This window comes from Ensifer sp. R1-3 (assembly GCF_056739175.1).
On record NZ_CP096517.1, the window covers coordinates 508,347 to 532,351 of the forward strand.

The window sequence follows — 24,005 nt, forward strand, 5'->3', positions numbered from 1 at the left end:
CCCGATCCGATTACCGGCGACGTCCACCGCCGCGCTTCACCATCTTGTGTCCGCCACCGCCACGATGGCCGCCACCCATGGAATGACGTCCACGGTTGGACGATATATGCGTCTGCCGCTTGTGGCCGACTTTGCCAAGCGCGGAATGCTTGCCACCGGAGCGGTGCTGCACATGCGCGCCGGGCTTCGGCCTCGTGACCTTGCGGTTGACATGCGGCCTGGAGGTGGCGTGTTTTACGGTGCTGGCGCGGGCGCGGTTCACGGCCGCTTCTCCACCCGCGCGCCGCTGAACGTTCGCCGCCCGCTCGCGTTCTGCCCGACCGCGGTTCGCGTCGACCCTGCTCTTGCGGATGTCGTCGACCGAAACCTTGCCCGGCCTGTGCGCGATCGTGTCCGCGCGGCCGCGACGGACCTCCTTCGCACGATTGGCGATGTTGTTGTTGCGGTTCGCCTTGAAGTCGTTCTTGAACTTGTCGCGATCGATATTGGCGAACTGGTTCTTGTCGAATTTGATCTTGGACCGGTCGACGTTCTTCCAGTCGACGTCGTTGATCTTGAACTTGTCCCGGTCGATGTCGATGTCGTTGAAGCAATTGTCGCAGTCGATATCGACATCGCCGTCCCAATGCCCACCCCAGACGCCCCAGTCGTCCCAATCCACCGCCGCCGCCCATATCGCGGCACCGGTGATCGCAGCCGCGAAGTACGGCGCCGAGGGATAGTAATAGTTGGGATAGGGGTTCTCGTAATAGGCGATTGGCGCCGGCGCGTAGCCTGGCTCGTAGAGCATTTGCGGCTCGTACCGGGGAACATAGATTTTTTCCGGATCCGCCGCCTGGATGACGACATTGTCGCCCTCGTTGACGACCTTCACCTTGTCGTCCGTCTTGATCACGCCGTCCGCCACGGCCTTGTCGCGCAAGGTTTGGATGGCGACCAGCACATCCTTCTGCTGATAGGCGAGCGCGCCGCCGAGCGCCTGGGTCCAGTCGAGGTCGTCGCTCATCATCTTGACGATCTCGGGGTAGTTGAGAAGCGATATCACGCTGTCGTCCCAGCTATCCTTCGGCTGCAGGTCCTTGTTTGTCTTCTTCTGTTCGAGGAAGCGTTGCGCCTCGACGATCTGCAGTGGGTACAGCGACGCGGTGCTGATGAGCGCGACCAACTCGTCCGGATAAAGCGCGATGCGCGCAACCATGACCTCGAGCTCGTCCTCGGACAAGAGATCGGGTTGGTCCTCGCTTGGCGCGCTCGCCTGGCCTGCAGCGGTCCCCTGAGCAAGGCTCCGAGGAATCAGCGTCGGACTGGCGGCTATCAGCATTGCCAGGCCCGCAACACCGATTGGACGTACGAACAATCTGAGCAACTGATTTGGCATAGCATTACTCCCACGCTTTTGCCCTTCGAGGTTGCGGTTTCGGGGCGGTTGCCCGGTCCCGGTCTCATGCCTTCGTTCTGCGGCGACCTCGATCGGCGCAATGCGCCCTCCAACGAGTCTCGCTGCGCTTTAACTCACTTCGGGAACAGGAACGTGACGGCGACGCGTGCACCCCACCCCTGCGGACCATTGTCGGGCGCCGCCGCCCAGTAGCGGGCGCCGGCGGTAAAGCTCACCGGCTGTTCGCCGAATTTGACCAGCTTCGACACCTGGAAGTTGATCGGAACGGACCACTCGTCGCTCTCCCAGTCATAGGTGCTTTCGGTGTTGACGGCGAAGGTCCAGGCGTCCGGCGTGGTGTAGGAAACGAAGGGCTGCAGGAAGGTCGAATTCACGTCCGCCCTGTCGTCATCGCCGGCGAAGGACCAGATGTGGTTCACGAGCGCGCCATATGTCCAAGGTCCGTCCTGCTTCAGCGCCACCACGGTTGGACCGATGCCCCATTTCTCGCCGCCGAGGAGATCGTCCGTTGCCGTCGGGATCAGAAAGACCGGACCGGCGCCCCAGATGATCCCGCCGGCCGTCGGCTCCTTGGGCGAGAAGAAGAAGCTCTGCACGGTGTCGCCGAGGCCGAACTGATCGCCCGAAGGGCCGGCAATGTCGTCCTGCGAAATCACCGGCAGGATCGTCCGCGAGATCAGGTTCCAGTCCTCGTTGAGCGAGATCGGTATCACCGGCTGGATGTTCAACGTCAGCCGGTGTCCGTCGTCCGGACCGTAGCCGCGATCGTAATTTAACTGGAAGGGCACGCTGATCAGCGATGCGATCGGATTGGAGAGTTGTTTGGCGAGGTCCGCGCCGGACGAATCCTGTGCGTGGGCAGTGCCGGAGATGGCGGCAGTCACGACAAGGGCTGGGAGCGGAAGCCTGAGTGTCACGGATCACTCTCCTGTCTTAGGTCACCGGTGGAGGGCGATGAATCGGGGAAAATCAAGACAATCCGTGACCGCCACCTTGCTTGCAACCGGCGAATTCGAGGGGCATTGCACCCCGGGCGGCGCGCGTCGCTCCGGGCTTGATGCAGTGCTTTCGTCCAATCCGTCGCGGGCGAAGGATGGCATAAAGTGACGCCTCCCCGGACACTCGTTCGCCAAAGTACCTCGCTTCCAATGAATTACGACCAACAGGACACGACAAGTTGGCCTTTGGTCCAACTATCTCTCAGCGGAAAAGGGCCGAATCATACTGCGGCCAGGCCGCGGGCGCGGGACTGAGCCCCGCACCGGCCTTGAATCGCATCCTCTCCCCACCGGCGCTCCACCAGAGGAGAAATCCTGATGAAAGACGAGACGACGATCAAAGACGCGCGCGACACCGTCGAGAGCGGCCCCCGCGAGCAGGCCAGCCTCACCCGGCGCAGCGTCCTGCTCGGCGGTACGGCCATTGCCGCCGCCTCCACCGTTCTCACCGGCAACGCGCAGCCTGCCCGTGCCCAAGCCCAGACGCAAACCCAGACCCAAGCGCCAGCCGCTGGCGCACCAGCCAACCGGCCGAACATTCTGGTCATCTGGGGCGATGACATCGGCACCTGGAACATCAGCCACAACAACCGCGGCATGATGGGCTACAGGACGCCGAACATCGACCGCATCGCTCAGGAAGGCTTGTCTTTCACCGATTACTATGGGCAGCAGAGCTGCACGGCCGGGCGCGCCGCCTTCATCGGCGGCAATGTGCCGGTGCGTACCGGGATGACCAAAGTAGGTCTCCCCGGCGCGACCGAAGGCTGGCAGGAAACCGACATCACTATGGCGACCGTTCTCAAGAGCCAAGGCTATGCGACGGGCCAGTTCGGCAAGAACCACCAGGGCGACCGCGACGAGCACCTGCCGACCAACCACGGCTTCGACGAGTTCTTCGGCAACCTTTATCACCTCAATGCGGAGGAAGAACCGGAGAACCGCGACTATCCCAGGGACGCGGAGTTCCGCCGGCGTTTCGGTCCGCGTGGTGTTATTCACTCCTTCGCCGATGGCAAGGTTGAGGATACGGGCGCGCTGACCAAAAAACGGATGGAAACGATCGACGAGGAGACCCTCGCCGCGGCCAAGGATTTCATTACCCGTCAAAATCAGGCAGGCACGCCCTTCTTCGTCTGGTGGAACGGCACGCGCATGCATTTTCGCACGCATGTGAAGGCGGAACACACCGGCATATCGGGACCAAGCGGCGACGAATACCACGACGGCATGGTCGAACATGATATGCATGTCGGCGAATTGCTGAAGCTCCTCGACGACCTCGGAATCGCCGAGAACACCGTCGTCATGTACTCGACCGACAACGGGCCGCATTACAACACCTGGCCCGATGCCGCCACGACCCAGTTCAGGAGCGAGAAGAATTCGAACTGGGAGGGCGCCTATCGAGTTCCCGCCTTTGTTCGCTGGCCGGCTCAATTTCCCGCAGGCAAGACCCTCAACGGCATCGTTGCGCACGAGGACTGGCTGCCGACCTTTGCTGCGATCGCCGGCGCAACGGACGTAAAGGAGAAGCTGGCGAACGGTGTCGAACTCAACGGTCGCCGCTATCGCAACTACATCGACGGCTACAATCAATTCGACTACCTCGCGGGGAAAGTCGACCAGTCGCCGCGTCACGAATTCTGGTACGTGAACGACGACGGGCAGGTCGTCGCGGCCCGCTACGACGACTGGAAGGTCGTGTTCCTGGAGAACCGCGGCGAAGCCTTCGGCGTCTGGCGTGAGCCATTCACCGAATTGCGCGTGCCGCTGTTGTTCAATCTGCGGCGCGACCCGTTCGAGAAGGCGCAACACAATTCGAACACCTACAACGACTGGTTCCTCGAACGCGCCTTCGTCGTGGTTCCGATTCAGGGCATGGCGGCAAGATTCCTGCAGACGATGAAGGACTACCCGCCAAGTCAGACGCCGGGGTCGTTCAACCTCAGCAAAATAGAGGAGAGCCTGCGGGCCGGCATGAGGAATTGAGCCGGATTCGCACTCGAACGCGTGAGGACCGGCCCGTTGGCGTCGGTCCTCGGTTCCATGAAACAAGGCACAAACCGCTTCGTTCGTCCGCTCAACATTGCGGGGCACACAAGGCGCAGAAACCGACGCAAGGCGCTGCAGCTCACCAACGCTGCGGCAAACCTGAATTTGCAGGGAGTGAGAACATGTTCGAAGTCAACCGCCGCTTGGCCCTGAAGATAGCGGCGTTCGCAGTCGCGGCATCGTCCGTTGCACCCGCGCTCGCGGCCGACGCTGAAGTCCTGCCGTCATGGGTCGATGGAGAGACAAAGTCACGGATCGTCGATTTCGTTACCGCGACCACGACCGAGGGAAGCGCCGATTTCGTCGAGCCGGCGGATCGTGTGGCGGTCTTCGACAACGACGGAACGCTCTGGGGCGAGCAGCCGATGTATGTCCAGCTTGCTTTCGTCCTCGACCGCGTGAAGCAGCTGGCGCCGCAACATCCGGAATGGCAGACAAAGGGGCCGTTCAAATCCGTGCTTTCCGGCGACATGGCGGGCGTTGCGGCCAGCGGCCAGAAGGGATTGGTGGAACTCCTTGCGGCCACCCATGCCGGCATGTCCACCGAGGAATTCGAAAAGATCGTTTCCGACTGGACCACTTCCGCCCGGCACCCGGTATCGGGTAAACCCTATACCGCCCACATCTTTCAGCCAATGATCGAATTGATTGATTACCTGAAGGCCAAGGAGTTCAAGGTCTTCATCGTCTCGGGCGGCGGCGTGGAATTCATGCGCCCGTGGACCGAGCGGGTTTACGGCATCCCCCCGGAGAACGTCGTCGGCTCCAGCATCAAGACGAAGTACGAGCCGCGCAACGGCGTGCCGGCGATCCTACGCCTGCCGGAAGTCGACTTCATCGACGATGGTCCAGGCAAGCCTGTCGGCATCCACAAGTTCATCGGCCGGCGGCCGATCGCCGCCTTCGGCAATTCGGACGGCGATTTCGAGATGCTCGAATGGACGACGTCCGGACCTGGGCGCCGTTTCGGCCTGATCGTCCATCACGATGATGCGGAGCGCGAAAACGCCTACGACCGGGACTCCCATTTCGGCCGGCTTGCCCGTGGTCTGGACGAGGCGCCCGCGCGCGGCTGGACGATCGTCAGCATGAAGGACGACTGGAAGGTCATCTATCCGAAGTAAGCCAAGCACCGGCCGCGCCAAACCTCTCCGCGCCCGCAGAGGCTTCGACCGCAGCATCAAGCGAGCTCAGCCGTGCGTCTTATCGGACGCGCAGCGATCACTGTAGCATTTTTGTTTTGCTACATGTTTTTGGCCTTTAATCGGATACGATTAACAACATGCAGTAGGCTCCTCGCGCCGCTCCGTGCAGCAGGCGGATAAACCGGCCTCATTCTTGAGGCCGGCTCGACCTGGCGTTGCGATCTTCCTGCACGGCTTCGATCGCCGAAGAAAGCGTGTCGCGGGAGAGCGGCTTGTTGAGGAAGCCCGCTGCGCCGGCACGCATGCAGCTCTCACGCAGGCCATCATCATCCGCACCGGTTATCACGATAACGGCCGGCATCGACTGTCGTGCCCTGAGCTCGTGCAATACGTCGAGGCCGTTCAGGCTCGGCATGTGAAAGTCCAAGAGGACGCAGGACGGCGAAGTCTGATCGAGCGCTTTCAGAAACGACTCACCGGAGGCGAACGCTACGGGCGTGAAGGACAATGACAGCACCAGGCGACAAAGGGCGCGACGGACTAGCTCGTCGTCGTCTACAATCGCGATGATGTTCTGTTGTCCGCTCATCCATCATTCATAGCTCATTGCCTTCTCTGATCGTAGTTGGACTTGGGCCCAATGCCGCGTCTGGCGGGCCTGAGACGACGAGGCGAACGAGGTCGGCAACCGTTCGCACCCCCAGTTTCGCCATCATGCGGCCACGGTGGACCTTGATGGTTTTCTCCATAATGCCGAGATCGGCGGCTATCTGCTTGTTCAGCCGGCCGGCGACGACAAGATGCATCACCTGCGCTTCACGCGCCGTGAGGCTGTCGAGCCGCCTCACGACGCTTGCCTTTTTCTCCTCGACTTCACGCAACGCGCAGGCACGCTGGCGCGCCATGTTGACGGCGGCAAGCAGGGTCTCGGCCTCGACCGGTTTTGTCAGGAAGTCCACGGCGCCGGCCTTCATCGCCCGCACGCTTGCCGGAATATCTCCCCGACCCGTCAGGAAGACGATCGACTGGCCTCCCCCGGCGGCAGCAAGCGTCTCCTGGACGTGAAGACCGTCGGAGTCTGGCAGGCCGAGATCCAGGATGATGCAATCGGCCGTTTCGGTTTCGCCGGAGTCCAGCAGTGCTCGGGCGCTCTGGAAAGAGAGCACATGATAGCCCGAGGCGCCGAGCAACCTTCCGAGCGACCGCAATATGCTTTCGTCGTCGTCGACGAGCAGTACCTTGCCGGTGCTTTCCCTCATGGCACACCTCTAGGCTGAAGGCAGTATGACGACGGCCCGTGCTCCGCGCGTCACACCGTCGTCGAAAAACAGCGTCCCACCCTGGGACTCGATGATGGTCCGGCAGATCGCAAGGCCGAGACCAAGGCCGGTCTTCTTCGAGCTGACGAACGGTTTAAAGACCTCGGTTCGCAATTCGGGCGGAATTCCCGGTCCTCTGTCGGCGACAGTCAGTTCACAGTCACCATTTTCGCGCTTCCCGAGTGTGATTTCAACCCTGCGTCGCTTTGGCGGGATGGCCGCCATGGCGTCGGCCGCGTTCAGAAGCAGGTTGAGGATCACCTGTTGCAACTGCACGAGGTTTCCCTTCACGGAAAGGGGCGCGATCTGCTCGATGACCTCCACCTCGGTTCGGCGCGCAAGCAGCTCGGCGCGCGCCAAGGCGACGGTCGAGTGCACCGCTTCGTTTAGGTCGAGAACTTCCCGCGAAGCTTCGCCCTTCAGCATCATGCTGCGCAGTTGCGCAATGACCGCGGCGGCCCGCTTGTCGTCTGCGACGATGTCCTCGAAAATCGCGCGGATCTCGTCGATCTCCGGAGCTTCATCCGTTGCGAGCCTCTGCCCCGCCTCGGCATTGGCAAGGATCGAGGTCAGCGGCTGGGTGAGTTCATGCGCCAGGGCTCCTGAGAGTTCCCCGAGCTGAGACCTCCTGGAGAGATGAGCAAGCTCCAGGCGCTCGGAGACGAGCGTCGCTTCGAGCTTGCGGCTGCGCCGGTTCTGGTAGGTGAGCGCGGCGATGGTCAGCATCTGCGCGACGATCACCAGAAGGGCAGCGATGATGGCCAGGCGGTAGCGCTCCCAAGCGGTTGGCTGGTCGTTCAGAATCTCGGCGCCTTCCGGTATCAGGAGGTCATCTATCTCCCATCGCCGAACCTCACGCCAATCGACAAGCGCGACTTCCCGCGCGGGCGTCGTCGGAGGTGCCGAAAGGTCGCCCATGATGATGTCCAACGACAGTGCGGCCATCTGCGCTCCGATCGACTGGAACGTGCCTACGTAGCCGGCGACGACGTGCGAACCGAAATAGGAGCTGTACACGCTGTAGACCGGCACGCTCGACGCTGCCGCGATCCTGGTGGCCGCTTCGCGCGGCACGAACTTCGTGCCCTCCGCATCCTGGAAGACGGTGAGTATCACGAGAACCGAATCGGAAGGCAGCTCGGCGGCTTTGCTTCGGAAGCTGGCGAGCGAGAGGCCGGACACATATTCGACATCGAGGCCGGCGTAACGCTCGCCCAGGACGCGGCGCGCCGTCGCATCCCAGCTCCGGTCAAAATCCGCCGAACCGGACATGATCACGACCCTTCGCGCCCTCGGCTGAAGGCGGCTGGCCAATTGTACCGTTCTGCCCAGGTCGAAGCGGCTGACAATGCCCTTGACGTCCGGCGGCAGGTCGTCGCCGATGGAGTTCTCCGTGACCGCGCCGAAGACGACGGGTACGCCCTTGGCCAGACGGTCTCGGTTCTCCAGGACGAAGCGCAGAGCGCCAGGACCGCCGGCCATGACGACGTCCAGATGGAGCTGCCGGTATTTCGCTTCGAGAAAGGCCACGAGGCGGCTTGCATGGTCGGGCGACGCAAAGCGGACGGTGTCGAGATATTCCGTATAGAACTCGATGTGCTCGGACGAATTCGCCTCCATATGCTGGCGAATTCCGGCCGCCACCTGTACGGCTGCGTAGAGCGTGCTTTCGTTTTCATAAACGATGAGTACCCGCTTTGGCGCCGCAGTTTGCCCTTCGATGGCCGTCGCTGGGAAGGCCAACAAGGCAAGGACAAATACCAACGGGCGAATTTGGAGTCTCATGCGTTGTGCTGTCGGCCTCCGTGCCTCGTCAACGGGCACCACGCAGATATGATGGGCAACTCATGACAAACCCGTGACAATTCATCGTTGTGCGATTTGCTCGCCGGAATTGCAAGCCGTCAAGTTTTAGGGGTAGCCGCGCCGGCAGTTTACACCCGCAGCTGTCCGACGACGAGTGGTTCGACAAGCTGAAGTTGGCCCTTGGTCCATCTATCGTTCATCCGAAAAATCGCGGATGGATACACTCGGGGCTCACCAGCACATGCGCGTGCCCGGGGCGCCCATCGTTGAAACAGGCTATGGTGGTCACGAGCGTGAACGATATTGCGCATCCGCCGACGGGCAACCACGCGGGAGAACAGGCATCCTCTGCCGCCCTCGTCGACTTTCGCGCATCGCACGGCGGACCGTTTTTCGAACTTCAACATCGCTTGAAGCTCCTTCGGGAGAATACGCTGCGCTCGGGAACACGAGCCGTCCTGTTCGTCGCGCTGGCCTGGGGCGTGCCCTTTCTCCTCGGTATCCCGCGCAGCCTCTCACTCGATTATGGACAGGGCGCCTATCTTGCGGATCCGGGCGTATGGGCGAAGTTCCTGATCGCGATCGGCGCCTTCGTCCTTGCCGAAGGACAGATTGAGCGCGGCCTCAGGGCCCGGTTGGCGCAATTCGTGCGCGCCCCGATCATCGCTCCAGCGGCAGTCCCGCAAGCCACGCAGGAGGTCACCGAGGCGCTGCGCCAGCGCGATTCTCACGCGGCGGAACTGGTTTGCCTTGTGCTTGCGATCGTTGCCGGGCTCTTTTCCTACCTCAACTTTCACACGGTCGACGCTTCTTCCTGGGCGGTCGAGCATCGGCCCGAAGGCAACAGGATTACTGCCGCCGGCTGGTGGTCGATTTGCTTCAGTCTGCCGCTTTTCGTTTTCCTCTTTCTGCGCGGCATCTGGCGACACCTCGTCTGGGCGCAGCTCCTGCGCCGCATCGCGAGATTAGATCTCCGGCTCGTGGCCGCGCATCCCGACGGCAAGGGCGGGCTCGCGTTCCTGGCGCAATATCCGAACGCCTATGCGTTGTTCGTCTTCGGCATGAGCTCGGCCATTGCCGCGGCAATCGCCAAGAACCTCCTGCAGGACACTCTGTCGATGACGACCTTCAGCATGGTCATGAGCGGATGGCTGGCGATCGTGATCCTCTTCTTCGCCTACCCGCTTTCGGCCTTCACGCCCCCGCTCGCGCGCCTGAAGGAAGAGGGCCTCGCATTGCTCGGCGCGCAGGCGACGCGCTACCATCGGGCCGTCGAACGAAAATCCATTGGCCGCAACGTCTTTGACAATCCCACGCCCGAGCCGGAGGACGATATTCCCGATCCGAGCAAGCTGTTCGAGGCGACGCGCAAGCTTTCGACGATCCTGGTCAGCCGAACCGCGGTGCTGCCTGTCGCTGCGGCCGCGCTCATCCCCTTTGCCGTCGCCGGCGCTACGAAGCTGCCCTACAAGGAGGTCTTTTCGGTGTTGAAGAAGCTGCTCCTCCTATGAGCGGCGAAGTCCGGGCTGGGCGCAAGGGTCCAAGACGCCGAGCCGACCCCGACCCTGCAGATTTGAGTGTAGTCGTTCATTGGTTCTCGTTTAAATTGCCAAAGCGTGGAATTCCCGTTTCTCACACGGTCTTTCGAGGGGGCATCAGTGACATTCATCCAGTCTCTTCTGCACCAGTCTCCCGAAATCGCGCTGTTTCTGGCGCTCGCGGGCGGGTATTGGATCGGCAAGTTCCAGTTCGGCAAGTTCCAGCTTGGCGGCGTGGCCGGTTCGCTCCTCGTCGCAGTCCTGATCAGCCAGATCGGCGTGACCATAGACAATGGCGTCAAAGCCGTCCTGTTCGCGCTCTTCATTTATGCCGTAGGCTTCGAAAGCGGGCCGCAATTCTTCCGTTCTCTCGGCCGGCAGTCGATACGGGAGATCATCATGGCCGCGGTGCTGGCGATCACCGGCCTCGTCACCGTCGTCGTCCTTGCCCGCCTGTTCGGGCTCGATAAGGGGCTGGCGGCGGGGATTGCCGCCGGCGGCTTGACCCAGTCCGCGATCATCGGCACTGCCGGCGCGGCCATCGGGAAGCTCGGCCTTGCGGCCGAGGAGGTGCAGAGACTGCAGGCCAATGTCGCCATCGGCTATGCCGTCACTTACATCTTCGGCTCCTTCGGCGCGATCATCGTCTGCGTCAACATTCTCGAATGGTTCATGGGCCGCAGCATCCGCGACGACGCGATCAAGGCGGAAGCCGAGATGCTGGCCGGCGCCAGCGTCTACGGCATAGGCGAGCAACCGGCGCTGCCCATGCTGGTCGGGCGCCTTTTCAGCGTCGACAAGGCCGCCGGCCGAACGATCTTGGAACTCGAGGGACAGGGGCCGGCCGCAACGATCTCGATCGAACGCGTCAAACGCGGCGGCAAGCTCATCGGCAACGATCCGGGGCTGAAGCTTGAAACCGGCGACGTCGTGCTTGTCGTCGGACGGCGTGACGCCGTTGTTTCGGCGGCGCCGATGCTCGGAAGCGAGCTTCAGTCCTCCGAAGGGATGGACGTCATCGTCGTCACGCGCGACGTCGTGATCTCCAGTCGCGATTTCGTCGGCCATACGGTGGCGGACATCCGCGAGAAGACCAGTCGGGAACTGAAGCACGGAATCTTCGTGATCGAGGTCAAGCGCGGCGGGCAGAAACTTGCCCTCGCCAAGGACACGCTGATCGCAGCCGGCGACGTGGTAACCCTTTACGGCACGACCGACGACGTCGCACGCGTCGCAAATCGCGTAGGGACCACCATCGTCCCGAGCGACAAGACCGATTTCGTGTATCACGGATTGGGGCTGGTCTTCGGCCTTCTCGTCGGTCTGATCGTGGTCCGCCTAGGCTCGATACCGCTGACGCTTGGAAGCGGCGGCGGCGCACTTCTGTCGGGCCTCTTCTTCGGTTGGCTGAGGACGCGGAACATGGCGATCGGCAACATGCCGACCGGCGCTTCGACGCTTCTGCGGGATCTGGGTCTTGCCGGCTTCGTGGCGGTGGTCGGCCTGCAGTCGGGGCAGCAGGCGGTGACGACGATCGCCGAGCACGGCCTCTCGATCTTCCTGATCGGCGTGATCGTCACCATCCTTCCGCTGCTCGTCACCATGGCGGTCGGCAGATATCTGCTGCGCTATGACAATGCGGCCATCTTTGCCGGCGCCCTGTCCGGATCCCGCAGTGCCAACCCGGCTTTCGGCGAAATTCTCGACAAGGCCGGCAATTCCGTTCCGACCGTCCCCTTCGCAATCACCTATGCCCTGGCGAACGTCTTCCTGACGCTGCTCGGGCCGCTTGTCGTCGCTTTTGCCTGATCTCGCTCATGAGGGAGAACCCCGATGAAGACAGACTATAGCCGCTATGCAAAACTGAGCCCGTTCGAGCTGAAGGACGAACTGATCAAGCTCGCCTCGGCCAAACAGAACCGCCTGATGCTGAATGCCGGCCGCGGCAACCCGAACTTTCTGGCGACGCTTCCTCGCCGTGCTTTCTTTCAGCTTGGCCTTTTTGCAACCGCCGAGTCGGAGCTTTCCTTCTCCTATCTCCAGAAGGGTATCGGAGGATTGCCCAACATAGAGGGCATCGAGGCCCGGTTCGAGCGCTTCGCCTCTGAAAACCACCATATGGAGGGCGTTGCCTTTCTGGCCCGCGCGCTGAGCTATGTGCGCGACCAGCTTGGGCTTTCCGCCTCCGAATTCCTGCATGAAATGGTCGAAGGCATTATCGGCTGCAACTATCCGGTCCCGCCGCGAATGCTCAGAATAAGTGAGGAAATCGCCAAGCATTACATCGTCAAGGAGATGGTTGGCGGCTTTCTGCCGCCGAACAGTATCGATCTGTTCGCCGTCGAAGGCGGAACGGCGGCAATGACCTACATCTTCAACACCCTCAAGCAGAACCACCTCGTGAAGAAAGGCGACAGGGTTGCGATCGGCATGCCGGTCTTCACGCCCTACATCGAAATCCCGGAACTCGATGAATACGCACTTGAGGAGGTGGCGCTGAACGCGGATCCGGCCAATGGCTGGCAATATTCCGACGACGAGCTCGACAAGCTGAAAGATCCCGCGATCAAGGTCTTCTTCTGCATAAATCCCAGCAATCCCCCATCGGTGAAACTCGACGACAGAAGCCTGAAGCGGATCGCCGACATCGTCGTCAACGACCGCCCGGATCTCATCATTCTGACGGATGACGTCTACGGCACTTTTGCGGATGATTTCCGGTCGCTCTTCGCGACATGCCCGCAGAACACGATCCTCGTCTATTCCTATTCGAAATATTTCGGTGCGACCGGATGGCGGCTCGGGGTGGTCGCGACGCATCGGCAGAACGTCCTCGACCAGAGGCTCGCCGATCTTCCCGAGGAAGCAAAGAAGGCGCTCGACCGCCGCTATGGTTCGCTGTTGCCGGATGTGCGCTCGCTGAAGTTCATCGACCGGCTCGTCGCCGACAGCCGAACGGTGGCCCTCAACCACACCGCCGGCCTCTCGACCCCGCAGCAGGTACAACTCGTCCTCTTCTCGCTGTTCGCGCTGATGGATGAGGCAGACAGCTACAAGACATCGCTCAAAAACATCATCCGCAAGCGCGAGGCGGCGCTCTATCGCGAACTCGGCCTGTCCCTGGAGGCCGATCCAAATGCCGTCGACTACTACACCCTGCTGGACCTCGAGGATCTCGCCCGCAAGCTTTACGGCAAGGAATTCGCCAAATGGGTGACGAAGAAGTTCAACGGCCGTGAGCTGCTGTTCCGCATAGCCGACGAGACGGGCATCGTGCTTCTGCCGGGAACAGGCTTCGGTACGCAGAAACCGGCTGGCCGAGCCTCCCTCGCCAATCTCAACGAATACGAATATGCCGCGATCGGACATGCCCTGAAGCGGATGGCAGACGAATTCCACGAGGAATACGAGAAGCGCTGATTTCGCTGCTCGTGCGGGCGGCGATGTCGCCCGCATGAGACTGGAATTCCATCGACCTTCGATGCGCAACGGACTTGTCCATGTCGTTTCTGACCGACCCTGTCATAGCCCTCTTCATATCGCTCGCGCTCGGCTATCTCATCGGTCGGCTGAAGGTCGGCCCCGTTCAACTCGGCGGGGTCTGCGGAACGCTTTTCGTCGCGCTCGCCCTGGGACAGCTTGGAGTGCGGATAAGTCCGGATCTCAAGGATGCCGCTTTCGCCCTCTTCATCTACGCGCTCGGCTTCTCGGCCGGACCGCAGTTCTTCGCCAATGTCCGCGGCGGATGGCGATACGGGATCTTTTCGATCATCGAGGTTGTTTGCGTCCTCCTGCTCCTGGCAGTATCGATCCTCGTCTTTCGCCTCGACGTGGGCACGGCCGCGGGGCTCTTTGCCGGTTCGGCAACCGAGTCCGCCGTCCTCGGAACCGCATCGGAAGCGATTTCGAACCTGCCTTTGCCGCCCGAGAACATCGAGCTCCTGCAAGCGAATGTCGCGACCGCCTATAGCCTCACCTATCTCTTCGGCCTCATCGCCATCGTCATCTTCACGACCCAGATCGCCCCGTTGATCCTGAAGGCCGATCTCAGAAAGGAGGCGCAGGAGCTCGCGCGCAAGCTCGGCTCGACCGATGAAGAGGACGACCAGGCGGAAGGCCTTCCCGTATTCGTCGGCCGCGCCTTCCGGGCCGGCTCTGCAGCGGGCCAGACCGTCGGCGAGTTCGAGAAAAGCCGGAACTTTTCCGTCGCTCTCGAACGCGTGCAGCGCCGCGGCGAAATCCTCGAAACGGCGGGCGATTTCCTGCTGGAGCCGGACGACATCGCGTTCGTGCGCGGACGCCGCAACGCCGTGATTGCGGTTCGCGACCGGCTGGGCGACGAAGTGCCGGTTCCCCAGGAGACGAGTTTCGCCCTGACGACACGCGACGTCGTGCTCGTGCGCAAGGAGGCTTTCGGCCGCCAGATACGGCAGTTGAGGCAGATGGCGGCGCCCGAATTGCAGCGAGGCATATTCATCTCGAGCGTCCGTCGCATGGGACAGCACATCCCCGCGCTCTCCGGGACGATCCTCCAGCAAGGCGATATCGTTACGCTCTACGGTCCAGAGCAGGCAGTCTCTCGGGCTGCCGCCGAACTCGGCAAGACGCTGCCCCCCGGCGAGAGGACCGATTTCATCTTTCTCGGGCTCGGCATCGTCGTCGGTCTCCTGATCGGCCACTTCAGTCTCACGATCGGCGCGCTGGAGCTGACGCTCGGCTCGGGCGGCGGTGCTTTGATCTCCGGGCTTGCCTTCGGCTGGCTCAACATGCGCAACCCGGCGCGCGCCAACCTGCCGGTCGCCGCCGCGGACTTCGCCAAGGAGTTCGGTCTGGCAGCGTTCATCGCCGCGATCGGCCTCAGCGCCGGACCCGACGCGATCGACCTGGTCATGCAATACGGCCTGATCCTGCCGGTCCTGGGCCTGCTCGTCTCTTTCATCCCGGCTTTCGTCTCTTTGCTGGTCGGCTCGAAGCTGATGAAGATCGAAACGCCTATTCTCCTGGGCGTGATCGCCGGGCAGCATTGCAGCACGCCGACGATAAGCGCGCTCGTCTCCCAGGCCGGGAATTCCATTCCCGTGATCGGATATACGGTTACCTACGCGATCTCGAACGTATTGCTGCCGCTCATGGGGCCTGTGGTGGTCGCCCTGGCCGCGATGCTGGCGAGTTAACGCATGCCAAGGGAAGCTGCATAACCTTGGCGCGTATCTTGATGCAGCCTTCACGTGCACGGCGCAGTGCACCGAAACCGAAATGCTCGAATGCGTACGCGAATGGACAGAGGGAAACGTGATGGGCAACCGGGAAGACATCCAGGCACTCGGCAAAAGGATCGGGCAATCGATCATCGGTCAGGAAGCCATGATCGAGCGTCTCCTGCTCGGTCTGCTCGGCAACGGCCACCTTCTTGTCGAGGGTCTGCCCGGGCTTGCCAAGACCAGGGCGATCAAGAGCCTCGCCAGGAACCTGGAAGCGAGCCTGTCGCGCATCCAGTTCACCCCCGACCTGCTGCCCTCCGACATCACCGGCTCCGAAGTCTATTTCAGCGAAGGCGGCAAGGGCGAGTTCAAGTTCCAGCAGGGGCCGGTCTTTGCCAATCTGATCCTCGCCGACGAGATCAACCGCGCGCCGGCAAAGGTGCAGTCGGCATTGCTCGAGGCGATGGAGGAACGGCAGGTCACGGTCGGCGGCCAGAGCCACCCGCTGCCGGCCCTCTTCCTTGTGATGGCAACGCAGAACCCGATCGAGCAGGAGGGCACCTATCCCCTGCCCGAGGCTCAGCTCGACCGGTTCCTGATGCATGTCCGCGTCGACTATCCGGATGCGAATTCGGAAGTCGCAATCATGGAGCTCGTCCGTTCCGAGGAAAAGGAGCAGCACGCCAAGAGCGCCGAGGTGCAGAAGCTCGCCGCCGAGGTGGTGCTCGCCGCGCGAAGGGAGATATCGGAGGTTGCAGTCTCCAAGGCGGTCGAGGACTATATCGTCGCGCTCGTCATGGCGACGCGCTATCCTGACAAGATCGATCCGGAGCTCGCCAAATGGATCCAGGTCGGCGCCAGTCCGCGCGGCGTGATCGGGCTCGACAAGGTCTCGCGTGCTCACGCCTGGCTGAAGGGCCGCGATTTCGTGACGCCGGACGACGTCCAGGCGATCGTAAACGACGTATTCCGCCACAGGCTCGTGCTCTCCTACGAAGCCCATGCCGGCGGGATCACCGCGGACCAGGCCGTCGACCGGATCGTGGAGAAAGTGGCAACCGCCTGATAGGGAGGACTTGCGATGGCAATTTCCCTGCCCGCATTCGGAAGAACGAAGGAGATCGTACGCCGGGCCGCTGGCGATACGGATGGCGCCTACGTTTCCGTCGACAATCTCGTGGCGCTGGAATCGATCGCCTCCGACCTGACTTTCCTGCGCAAGGCCCCCGTTCGCCGGTTCCTCGCGGGGCGCCATGAGTCGCGCATGCGCGGTCGTGGCCTCAGCTTCGAGGAACTTCGAACCTATATGCCTGGGGACGATATCCGCACGATCGACTGGCGCGTCACCGCCCGCACCGGGCAGCCATTCGTGCGCGTCTATAACGAAGAGAAGGACCGCCCCGCCCTCATCATCGTCGACCAGCGCACCAACATGTTCTTCGGAAGCCGCCGGTCGATGAAATCGGTAGCCGCCGCCGAGGTTGCGGCGCTATGCGCCTGGCGCGTGATGGCGCTCGGCGACCGCGTCGGCGGCGTGGTCTTCAACGACTTGAAGCAGGAAGCCATCCGGCCGCACCGGAGCCGCGGGGCCGTCATCCGTTTCGCCGAAACGATTTCGATCCAGAACAATGCGCTCAGCGCAGGTTCCGATATCGAGAGGTCGCCCGGTCAACTGAATGCCGTTCTCGGCAAGGTCGCAGCCCTCGCCCGGCACGACCATCTGATCATCGTCGTCAGCGATTTCGACGGGCATGGGCCGGCGACCCGCGACCTCCTCCTGCGCATGTCCGTCGCAAACGACGTCATCGCCGTCCTCGTCTACGATCCCTTCCTTCTCGACCTGCCGCACCAGGGCGAGATGGTCGTGAGCGGCGGCGCGCTTCAGGCCGAGTTGCAGTTCGGCCGCGGCAATGTTCGCGATGCGGTAGACAGTTTTGCGCGCAACAGGGGCCGCGAACTGCTTTCGTGGCAGGAAGAGATGGGGCTGCCCATGCTGCCCGTCTCCGCGGCCGAAGAAGTGGCACCGCAACTGCGCACGCTCCTCGGCCAGCTGGCCTGGCGGCAAAGGAGGCGGTAGATGGACCCTACCCCCGCGCCCGACCCGATGCTCGACGCCACCCTAAGGCAGATGGCCGATATCGCCTTGCCGCCGCCCGTATCGATGATGCCGGCCACCTGGGGCTGGGCTGCGCTCCTTGCGGCGGTCGTGCTCGTCCTCGCCGCGGTCCTCCGGCGCCGGCTCCGCCGACGCGCGCGGAACCGTTATCGGCGGGAAGCGCTCGCGGAACTTTCGACGCTGGAGAAAGCCATCGACACGCCGGCCGGGCGCAGGCACGCTTTGCAAAGCCTGCCAGCGCTTCTCAAGCGCACGGCGCTCGCGGCCTGGCAGAGGGAAGCGGTCGCCTCCCTCAGCGGGGAAGGCTGGTCCGATTTCCTGCGCGCACATGCGGGCACGGCAAGGATAGACGATGAAGCCTATCGTTTCTTCGCCGAGAGCGAATACCGCCCGTCGGACCTGGCCGCGACGGACGAGGCTAGGGCGCGTCATAGCCTCGCGGCGGCACGCCAATGGATCGAGGCCCACGATGTACGTCCTTGACCATCCCTGGCTCCTCATGCTCCTGCCCGCGCCGCTTCTCGTCTGGTGGCTGCTGCCGCCGTACCGGGAGCAGACGCCGGCAGTGCGCATTCCCTTCTTCGAGGACATCACCAAGGCCGCAGGCATCGGCCCGACGGAAGGTTCGGTCGTGCCGCGTGCCAACCTGCTGCAGAAGATCATCGCCCCGGTCTGCTGGCTTCTGGTGCTGACGGCGCTCGCCCGCCCGCAATTCGTCGAGCCGCCGATCGAGAAGACCGAGCCTCAGCGCGATCTCATGCTCGCCCTCGACCTTTCCCAATCGATGGACACGCGCGACTTCAGCGATCCGCAGGGCAATCTCGAGGCGCGGGTCGATGCGGTGAAGGCCGTGGTGGCGGACTTCGTCGAGCGCCGCCCGCATGATCGGCTGGGCTTGATCGCCTTCGGCGACGCTCCCTACCCGCTCGTTCCCTTTACCATGGATCATACGACCGTCCGATCCATGCTGACGGGCGCCTTGCCCGGAATGGCCGGCCCGCGAACCGCGCTGGGCGACGCGATCGGGCTGTCGATCAAGCTGTTCGAGGAGAGCCAGGCGCCCGACAAGGTGCTGGTGGTCCTGACCGACGGCAACGACACCGCAAGCAAGATGCCGCCCGACAAGGCAGCCGAGATCGCGGGTCAGAACAACATCCGCATCCATGCGATTGGGATCGGCGATCCAAATGCCGAAGGGGAGGAGAAGCTCGACACGGCGGTTCTGCAGAAGATCGCTTCGGCGACGGGAGGGCGATATTTCTTCGGCCAGGACCAGCAGGCGCTTGCAGATATCTACGCGCTGCTCGACAGCATCACGCCGGCGAACCAGAAGACGCTGAGCTGGCGTCCGCGCATCGAGCTGTTCCACTACCCGCTGGGTGCCGCCGTTCTCCTCGTGCTCGGCTATCACGGCCTGATGTGGCTTCGGTCGATCCGCGCCGCCCGCAGGCGTAACAGCGAGGCAGAAGCATGATCGCCGATTTCCATTTCCTTCGCCCGTGGTGGCTGCTTGCTGTCCTGGCGGCGGGACTGCTCGTATGGCTCATGCGCCGGCAATCGGATATGCGCTCCCGCTGGAAGCACCTGATCGCTCCCAATCTGCTCGACCACCTCCTCATCGACCACGGCAAGGTCCGCGGGTTTCGGCCCGTCTATCTGGTGGCCGGCCTCATTGCCCTCTCGGGCCTTGCCGCGGCCGGCCCGACCTGGGAACGCGAGCGTCCGCCCTTCGTGGAAGACACGGCGCCGCTCGCCATCGCGGTCGACCTTGGCCAGACGATGAATGCGACCGACATCTCGCCGACACGGCTCGAGCGCGCCAAGCTCAAGGTGCGCGACATCATGGCCAGACGGAAAGGCGCCCGGACGGCATTGTTCGCCTATGCCGGCTCGGCCCACATGGTGCTGCCCCTGACCGAGGACGCGTCGCTCGTCGCCACCTATCTCGCAGCGCTGTCGCCAGCGCTAATGCCCGTCGAAGGCAAGGATACCGCCATGGCGCTCGAAGCCGCAGAGGCGGCCCTGGCCGCCGAGCCGGCGCCGGGCACGATCCTGTTTCTGACCGATGGGGTCGAGCAGGGCGCATCTGCCGCTTTCTCGCGATATAAGGGCCGCAACGACCTGATGGTGCTGGGCATCGGCACCGAAGAAGGCGGCCCCGTGAAGATCGGAAGCGGCGCGTATCTGACCGATGGCACCGGCGCCCGTGTTCAGGCGCGACTCGACGTCGACGCCTTGAAAGAACTTCAGTCCGCCTCCCCTGCGCAGGTGGCGACCGTCACCCTCGATGATGGCGACGTCGACTGGATCGTCCGGCGTATACAGACATCCTTCGCGCAAAGAACGCAGGAGGGTCTTACCCGCTGGCGCGATATGGGCTGGTATCTGACCATCGCGATCGCGATCCTTGTCGCGTTCACCTTCCGCCGTGGTCAGAACGTCCGTTGGCTCGGGGCTTTCGTGGTGTTCCTGTCGTTCGCCATGTTCGGACGGGCGGAGGCGGCGGATTTCGTGGACATCTGGCTGACGCCCGACCAGCAGGGGCAACGCGCTTTCTCGCGCGGCGACTATGCCGCGGCGGCTGAACACTTCGCCGATCCGGAATGGCGCGGTGTCTCGCTCTATCGCGCCGGGCGTTATCAGGAGGCGATCGACGCCTTCGCCCAGTCGACGGCACCGGAAAGCTATTTCAATCAGGGCAACGCCCTGATGCATCTGGACAAGCCCGACGAAGCGATCGCCGCCTACCGGCAGGCTCTCAGGCAGCGCGCCGATTGGGCCGAGGCAAAGACCAATCTGGCGCTGGCGGAACGGCGCAGGAAGGAGAAGGACAAGCAGGAAGAGGAAAAGCAGCAGGAGGCCGCCGGACTGGATCCGGACGACGTCCAGTTCGACGACAAGGCCAAGCACGGCAAGGAAGGTCAGGTCCAGGCGGGCGCGCAGACGGCGGAGATGTGGATGCGCAACATCCAGGTTTCACCGGCCGCCCTTCTGGCACGCAAGTTCGCGATTGAGGCATCGGAAGGGGACCGGCAATGATGACGCGAGCGTCCCGTTTGTACCGGCTCATTGCAGCGCTGTTCTGCTGGATCGCTGCCGCAGGCCCGGCCCTCTCCGCCGATCCGCTCGCCCGGGCTTCACTGCAGTCGAGGGGAACGCTCTATGCCGGCCAGCAAATTCTCATAGACGTCGACGTGCTCGTCCCGAACTACTTCCTGCAACCGCCGCAGTTCCCCGCGATCGACCTGCCGGGCGCGATCGTGACGCTTGACGACGGGCGGGCGCTCAACCTCAACGAAACGATCGACGGGACCTCTTACTCCGGCATTCGCCGCACCTATATCGTCACGCCCCAGTCGCCGGGCGATTTCACCTTGCCTCCTGCCGTGATCACTTTCGGCTATGCGGCAGTACCCCCTCAGGCCACCCGCGGCGAAGTTACGCTTCCACCGCTTCGCTTCACCGTTCGGGAAGCGCCGGCGAGTGCCGGAGAACGTCCCGGTGTGGTTGCCGCAAAGGTAAGCATCCGCCAGGAGCTGGATCGGGATCCGGCAGCTCTGAAGGCGGGTGACACACTAGTCCGGACGGTCACCGTGCGCGCCGTAGGACTTCGCGCCATGATGATCCCCGAGCCGGATTTTTCAGCCCCGGAAGGGGTGCGCCTCTACCGGCAGGATCCCGCACTTTCGGAAGAAACGGACCGCAACGGCCAGCCGGTTGCCGGCGTGCGCAAGGACGTTGCGGGCTACCTCTTCCAGAATTCCGGGACTTTCCTGCTCCCGGCAATGGACCTCAGCTGGTTCGATCCGACGACGGCGACGACGCAGTCGGCAAGCGCGCCTGCTGTGAGCGTGTCGGTTGCGGCTGCTCCCGCGTCGTCCGCAGCGATAGCACCGCCAATGCCCGGACCCGAGCCCGCGCCTTTCAATTGGTCGCTTGCTGGCGCCATCGCGGCCGCCGCTTCAGCGACCGGCGTTGCAATCTGGTTCCTCGCCCGCGGCCTGTCATGGCTGGAAAGTCGTTGGGAAAAGCGTCAATCGGCTCGCCGAGAATCCGAAGCGGCCTATTTCCGGCGCTTCGAGCATGCCTGCCACGACGGCTCTACAGCCGAGATGGCGAAGGCGCTCGACGCCTGGTCGCGCAGGGCGGGGCTTGTCCCCTTTGGGCGCTGGCTTGATCGCTTTGCCGACATCAAGACGCGCAACGCCTACGACGCCTATCAAAGAGCACAATATCGCTTTTCGGATAAGTCCTTGCCGGAAGCGCTCATGAAACCGCTTCTTCCCGGCATCCGAAAGGCGCGGAAGCTCTGGATGGTGAGAGGCGACGAGGCATGGGGTGGCCGCCGAGCCGCGCTGCCCCCGCTCAATCCCGCCATGATCGGAGCGGACGCCACCCGCGAGGGCAGCGGCGATCGACCGTAATGCTTATTTAATCGCATCCGAGCTAGGCCAAAAAATGCGGTAATCAAAGTGCTACAGCACCTTTGCGCGTCTGACAAAACGCGCGGCGCTGCAGGATTGGCAAGGTTCGGTCCAGCAAACCTACAACAGGAAAAGCGGGAGGCGCGGGAAATCTCGCCTCCCGCTTTTGGGCTAGCGAGGCGCCAGGCGCTCCAGCTCGCCAAGCCGCTTGAGCGCGGCCTGCTGCTGCAGCAGGTTGTAGTTGATGCCGCTAGCGTTAAGCGTGCTGCCGGGCTGGTAGGGGTACTGGTCGAAATCCTGGAAGAACTCCTTGATCTTGCTCTGGATCGGCACGAGGAGCCACATGTTTCGGGCTATGAACTCCATGGCGCCTCCGCCTTCTTTCGTCCCCCGTTCATAGGGGTCCATTCGAAGATTGGCGATGTTCGCCCAACTTGGCGTCTCACGCGTGGCTGTGGCGATGTTGCCCTCGCTGTTGACGGCAAAGCTGAGCTTCCAGTCATTCCACCGGATGGCATTCAGGTTGCCGCCCTGATCGAAATAGTAGACCGCTTCGCGGGGCGGCTCCTTAGCCTCGCCCTTCAGGAGGGCGGTGAGGTCGTAGCCGTCGAGATGGACCTTGAAGGTCTTGTCGCCGGACTTGAAGCCCGTCTTCATCTGCTCCTTGACATCAGCGATGCCGGCCGCGGCCGCGAAGGTCGGCATCCAGTCCATCAGCGTCACGGGATCGTTGATCTGCGTGCCCGGCTTCACCACGCCCGGCCAGCGCACCATCATGGGAATGCGAAAGCCTCCTTCCCACGTCGTTCCTTTTTCGCCATGGAACATGGTCATCGCGCCATCCGGCCACAAAGCGAGCTCGGCGCCGTTGTCGGTCGTGTAGAGCACGATCGTGTTCTCGGTGATGCCGAGGTCGTCGAGCTGCTGCAGCAGCTGGCCGACATGGCCATCATGCTCCACCATGCCGTCGGCGTGGATGCCCTTGCCGGTCTTGCCCATGGATTCCGGTTTCAGGTGGGTAAACACGTGCATGCGGGTCGAGTTGAACCAGCAGAAGAACGGCTTGTCGGCCTTCGTTTGGCGATCGATGAAATCCTTCGCGGCCGCGAGGAACTCTTCGTCGACGGTCTCCATGCGCTTGGTGTTGAGTGCTCCGGTATCCTCGATCTTTCCATCCGCGCTCGATTTGATGACACCGCGCGGCCCGAAGTTTTTCCGGAATTCCTCGTCCTTCGGATAGAAGTAGCCTTCCGGCTCCTCTTCGGCATTCAGGTGGTAGAGGTTGCCGAAGAATTCGTCGAAGCCGTGGTTTGTCGGCAGATGCTCGTCGCGGTCGCCCAGGTGATTCTTGCCGAACTGACCGGTTGCGTATCCCTTGGACTTCATGACGTCGGCGATGGTCGGCATCCAGTCCTGAATGCCGTGTGGGTCGCCGGGCATGCCGATCGTCAGCAGCCCCGTGCGAAACGGTTCCTGGCCGAGAATGAAGGAAGCGCGCCCTGCGGTGCAGCTCTGCTGCCCATAGGCATCGGTGAAGATCGCACCCTCGGCGGCAATACGATCGATGTTCGGTGTACGATAACCCATCAGGCCCATGGTGTAGGCGCTGATTTGTGGAATGCCTATGTCGTCGCCGAAGATGACGAGGACGTTCGGCGGCTTGCTGGTGCTTGCCGCCGGTTGCTCCTGGGCCTGTGCGGTACGAACTGCCGCAGCACCGCTTGCCGCAGCGGCAGCCGCAAGGACCGTACCGCCCAGAAGGAGGCTTCGACGATCTATCGTGAAGGAATCTTGCGCGTTTCCGCGCTTTTCGGCATCTGGACGGCTCATGCTCTACTCCTCGATCAATATTGATTAAATCCGAAATGCATACGGTGTACCCTTATCGGCACGCCACGGCCGGTACGGCAGTGATTGCAAGCCGGAGTCGCTCTCGCCGGTATATCCTCCCCTGCGGGCCTATCGCTTGTGCTGGAAGCCAATCCCCCAGCCAAAGGGCAGCAC

Annotated in this window: 18 protein-coding genes; 12 read left to right on the forward strand and 6 right to left on the reverse strand. The window is 62.7% G+C overall.

Features of this window, described 5'->3' with window-relative positions; translation table 11 throughout:
* Nucleotides 1-10 precede the first annotated feature (10 nt).
* Nucleotides 11-1,378 carry a DUF3300 domain-containing protein gene (locus M1D43_RS27410; protein ID WP_498814743.1) on the reverse strand — a complete coding sequence of 456 codons (1,368 nt, stop codon included), beginning with the start codon at nt 1,376-1,378 and terminating at the stop codon, nt 11-13.
* A gap of 134 nt (nt 1,379-1,512) precedes the next feature.
* Nucleotides 1,513-2,316 carry a transporter gene (locus tag M1D43_RS27415; RefSeq protein WP_498814745.1) on the reverse strand — a complete coding sequence of 268 codons (804 nt, stop codon included), beginning with the start codon at nt 2,314-2,316 and terminating at the stop codon, nt 1,513-1,515.
* A gap of 399 nt (nt 2,317-2,715) precedes the next feature.
* Here M1D43_RS27415 and M1D43_RS27420 point away from each other — a divergent pair, with 399 nt between their 5' ends.
* The gene (locus M1D43_RS27420; protein WP_498814746.1) at nt 2,716-4,389 is read left to right on the forward strand and encodes an arylsulfatase; all 1,674 of its coding nucleotides are present in this window, start codon (nt 2,716-2,718) and stop codon (nt 4,387-4,389) included.
* Nucleotides 4,390-4,574: 185 nt separating this feature from the next.
* Nucleotides 4,575-5,576, forward strand: a complete 1,002-nt coding sequence (locus M1D43_RS27425) for an HAD family hydrolase (RefSeq protein ID WP_498814747.1) — start codon at nt 4,575-4,577, stop codon at nt 5,574-5,576.
* Between the two features lie 208 nt (nt 5,577-5,784).
* On the opposite strand, the gene M1D43_RS27430 is transcribed toward M1D43_RS27425, so the two are convergent.
* The 3 genes from M1D43_RS27430 to M1D43_RS27440 are packed head-to-tail and all read right to left on the reverse strand — an operon-like array spanning nt 5,785 to nt 8,701.
* On the reverse strand, nt 5,785-6,186 hold the full coding sequence (locus M1D43_RS27430; RefSeq protein WP_498814748.1) for a response regulator transcription factor: 402 nt from the start codon (nt 6,184-6,186) through the stop codon (nt 5,785-5,787).
* A 7-nt stretch (nt 6,187-6,193) separates the two neighbouring features.
* Complete coding sequence (locus M1D43_RS27435; protein ID WP_234851583.1) at nt 6,194-6,856, reverse strand: response regulator transcription factor; 663 nt, start codon at nt 6,854-6,856, stop codon at nt 6,194-6,196.
* A gap of 9 nt (nt 6,857-6,865) precedes the next feature.
* The gene (locus M1D43_RS27440; protein WP_498814750.1) at nt 6,866-8,701 is read right to left on the reverse strand and encodes a sensor histidine kinase; all 1,836 of its coding nucleotides are present in this window, start codon (nt 8,699-8,701) and stop codon (nt 6,866-6,868) included.
* Nucleotides 8,702-9,015: 314 nt separating this feature from the next.
* Between M1D43_RS27440 and M1D43_RS27445 the strand changes: the two genes are divergently transcribed.
* From M1D43_RS27445 to M1D43_RS27490, 10 genes are all read left to right on the forward strand, one after another.
* The gene (locus M1D43_RS27445) at nt 9,016-10,233 is read left to right on the forward strand and encodes a hypothetical protein (RefSeq protein WP_498814751.1); all 1,218 of its coding nucleotides are present in this window, start codon (nt 9,016-9,018) and stop codon (nt 10,231-10,233) included.
* 147 nt (nt 10,234-10,380) lie between these two features.
* The gene (gene aspT, locus M1D43_RS27450) at nt 10,381-12,069 is read left to right on the forward strand and encodes an aspartate-alanine antiporter (RefSeq protein ID WP_498814753.1); all 1,689 of its coding nucleotides are present in this window, start codon (nt 10,381-10,383) and stop codon (nt 12,067-12,069) included.
* A 24-nt stretch (nt 12,070-12,093) separates the two neighbouring features.
* Complete coding sequence (locus tag M1D43_RS27455) at nt 12,094-13,680, forward strand: bifunctional aspartate transaminase/aspartate 4-decarboxylase (RefSeq protein WP_498814754.1); 1,587 nt, start codon at nt 12,094-12,096, stop codon at nt 13,678-13,680.
* A gap of 80 nt (nt 13,681-13,760) precedes the next feature.
* Nucleotides 13,761-15,434, forward strand: coding sequence for an aspartate-alanine antiporter (gene aspT, locus M1D43_RS27460; RefSeq protein WP_498814756.1), 1,674 nt, complete (start codon nt 13,761-13,763; stop codon nt 15,432-15,434).
* A 121-nt stretch (nt 15,435-15,555) separates the two neighbouring features.
* Nucleotides 15,556-16,527 carry an AAA family ATPase gene (locus M1D43_RS27465; RefSeq protein ID WP_498814757.1) on the forward strand — a complete coding sequence of 324 codons (972 nt, stop codon included), beginning with the start codon at nt 15,556-15,558 and terminating at the stop codon, nt 16,525-16,527.
* A 15-nt stretch (nt 16,528-16,542) separates the two neighbouring features.
* Complete coding sequence (locus M1D43_RS27470; RefSeq protein ID WP_498814758.1) at nt 16,543-17,538, forward strand: DUF58 domain-containing protein; 996 nt, start codon at nt 16,543-16,545, stop codon at nt 17,536-17,538.
* A complete protein-coding gene (locus M1D43_RS27475; protein WP_498814760.1) occupies nt 17,539-18,060 on the forward strand; it encodes a DUF4381 domain-containing protein in 522 nt (173 codons plus the stop codon).
* The gene (locus M1D43_RS27480) at nt 18,047-19,051 is read left to right on the forward strand and encodes a vWA domain-containing protein (protein WP_088198203.1); all 1,005 of its coding nucleotides are present in this window, start codon (nt 18,047-18,049) and stop codon (nt 19,049-19,051) included. Before M1D43_RS27475 ends, M1D43_RS27480 begins: the two co-directional genes overlap by 14 nt.
* Complete coding sequence (locus M1D43_RS27485; protein WP_498814761.1) at nt 19,048-20,616, forward strand: VWA domain-containing protein; 1,569 nt, start codon at nt 19,048-19,050, stop codon at nt 20,614-20,616. Before M1D43_RS27480 ends, M1D43_RS27485 begins: the two co-directional genes overlap by 4 nt.
* Nucleotides 20,613-22,001, forward strand: a complete 1,389-nt coding sequence (locus M1D43_RS27490) for a BatD family protein (RefSeq protein ID WP_498814762.1) — start codon at nt 20,613-20,615, stop codon at nt 21,999-22,001. The genes M1D43_RS27485 and M1D43_RS27490 overlap by 4 nt, the downstream gene beginning before the upstream one ends.
* A 171-nt stretch (nt 22,002-22,172) precedes the next feature.
* On the opposite strand, the gene M1D43_RS27495 is transcribed toward M1D43_RS27490, so the two are convergent.
* On the reverse strand, nt 22,173-23,831 hold the full coding sequence (locus M1D43_RS27495; RefSeq protein WP_088198206.1) for an arylsulfatase: 1,659 nt from the start codon (nt 23,829-23,831) through the stop codon (nt 22,173-22,175).
* Nucleotides 23,832-24,005: the final 174 nt, after the last annotated feature.

Coding starts and splice junctions, on each gene's coding strand:
- M1D43_RS27410 (WP_498814743.1), bottom strand. CDS start 1,378: ATGCCAAATCAGTTGCTCAGATTGTTCGTACGTCCAATCGGTGTTGCG.
- M1D43_RS27420 (WP_498814746.1), top strand. CDS start 2,716: ATGAAAGACGAGACGACGATCAAAGACGCGCGCGACACCGTCGAGAGC.
- M1D43_RS27425 (WP_498814747.1), top strand. CDS start 4,575: ATGTTCGAAGTCAACCGCCGCTTGGCCCTGAAGATAGCGGCGTTCGCA.
- M1D43_RS27430 (WP_498814748.1), bottom strand. CDS start 6,186: ATGAGCGGACAACAGAACATCATCGCGATTGTAGACGACGACGAGCTA.
- M1D43_RS27435 (WP_234851583.1), bottom strand. CDS start 6,856: ATGAGGGAAAGCACCGGCAAGGTACTGCTCGTCGACGACGACGAAAGC.
- M1D43_RS27440 (WP_498814750.1), bottom strand. CDS start 8,701: ATGAGACTCCAAATTCGCCCGTTGGTATTTGTCCTTGCCTTGTTGGCC.
- M1D43_RS27455 (WP_498814754.1), top strand. CDS start 12,094: ATGAAGACAGACTATAGCCGCTATGCAAAACTGAGCCCGTTCGAGCTG.
- aspT (WP_498814756.1), top strand. CDS start 13,761: ATGTCGTTTCTGACCGACCCTGTCATAGCCCTCTTCATATCGCTCGCG.
- M1D43_RS27465 (WP_498814757.1), top strand. CDS start 15,556: ATGGGCAACCGGGAAGACATCCAGGCACTCGGCAAAAGGATCGGGCAA.
- M1D43_RS27470 (WP_498814758.1), top strand. CDS start 16,543: ATGGCAATTTCCCTGCCCGCATTCGGAAGAACGAAGGAGATCGTACGC.
- M1D43_RS27475 (WP_498814760.1), top strand. CDS start 17,539: ATGGACCCTACCCCCGCGCCCGACCCGATGCTCGACGCCACCCTAAGG.
- M1D43_RS27480 (WP_088198203.1), top strand. CDS start 18,047: ATGTACGTCCTTGACCATCCCTGGCTCCTCATGCTCCTGCCCGCGCCG.
- M1D43_RS27485 (WP_498814761.1), top strand. CDS start 19,048: ATGATCGCCGATTTCCATTTCCTTCGCCCGTGGTGGCTGCTTGCTGTC.
- M1D43_RS27490 (WP_498814762.1), top strand. CDS start 20,613: ATGATGACGCGAGCGTCCCGTTTGTACCGGCTCATTGCAGCGCTGTTC.
- M1D43_RS27495 (WP_088198206.1), bottom strand. CDS start 23,831: ATGAGCCGTCCAGATGCCGAAAAGCGCGGAAACGCGCAAGATTCCTTC.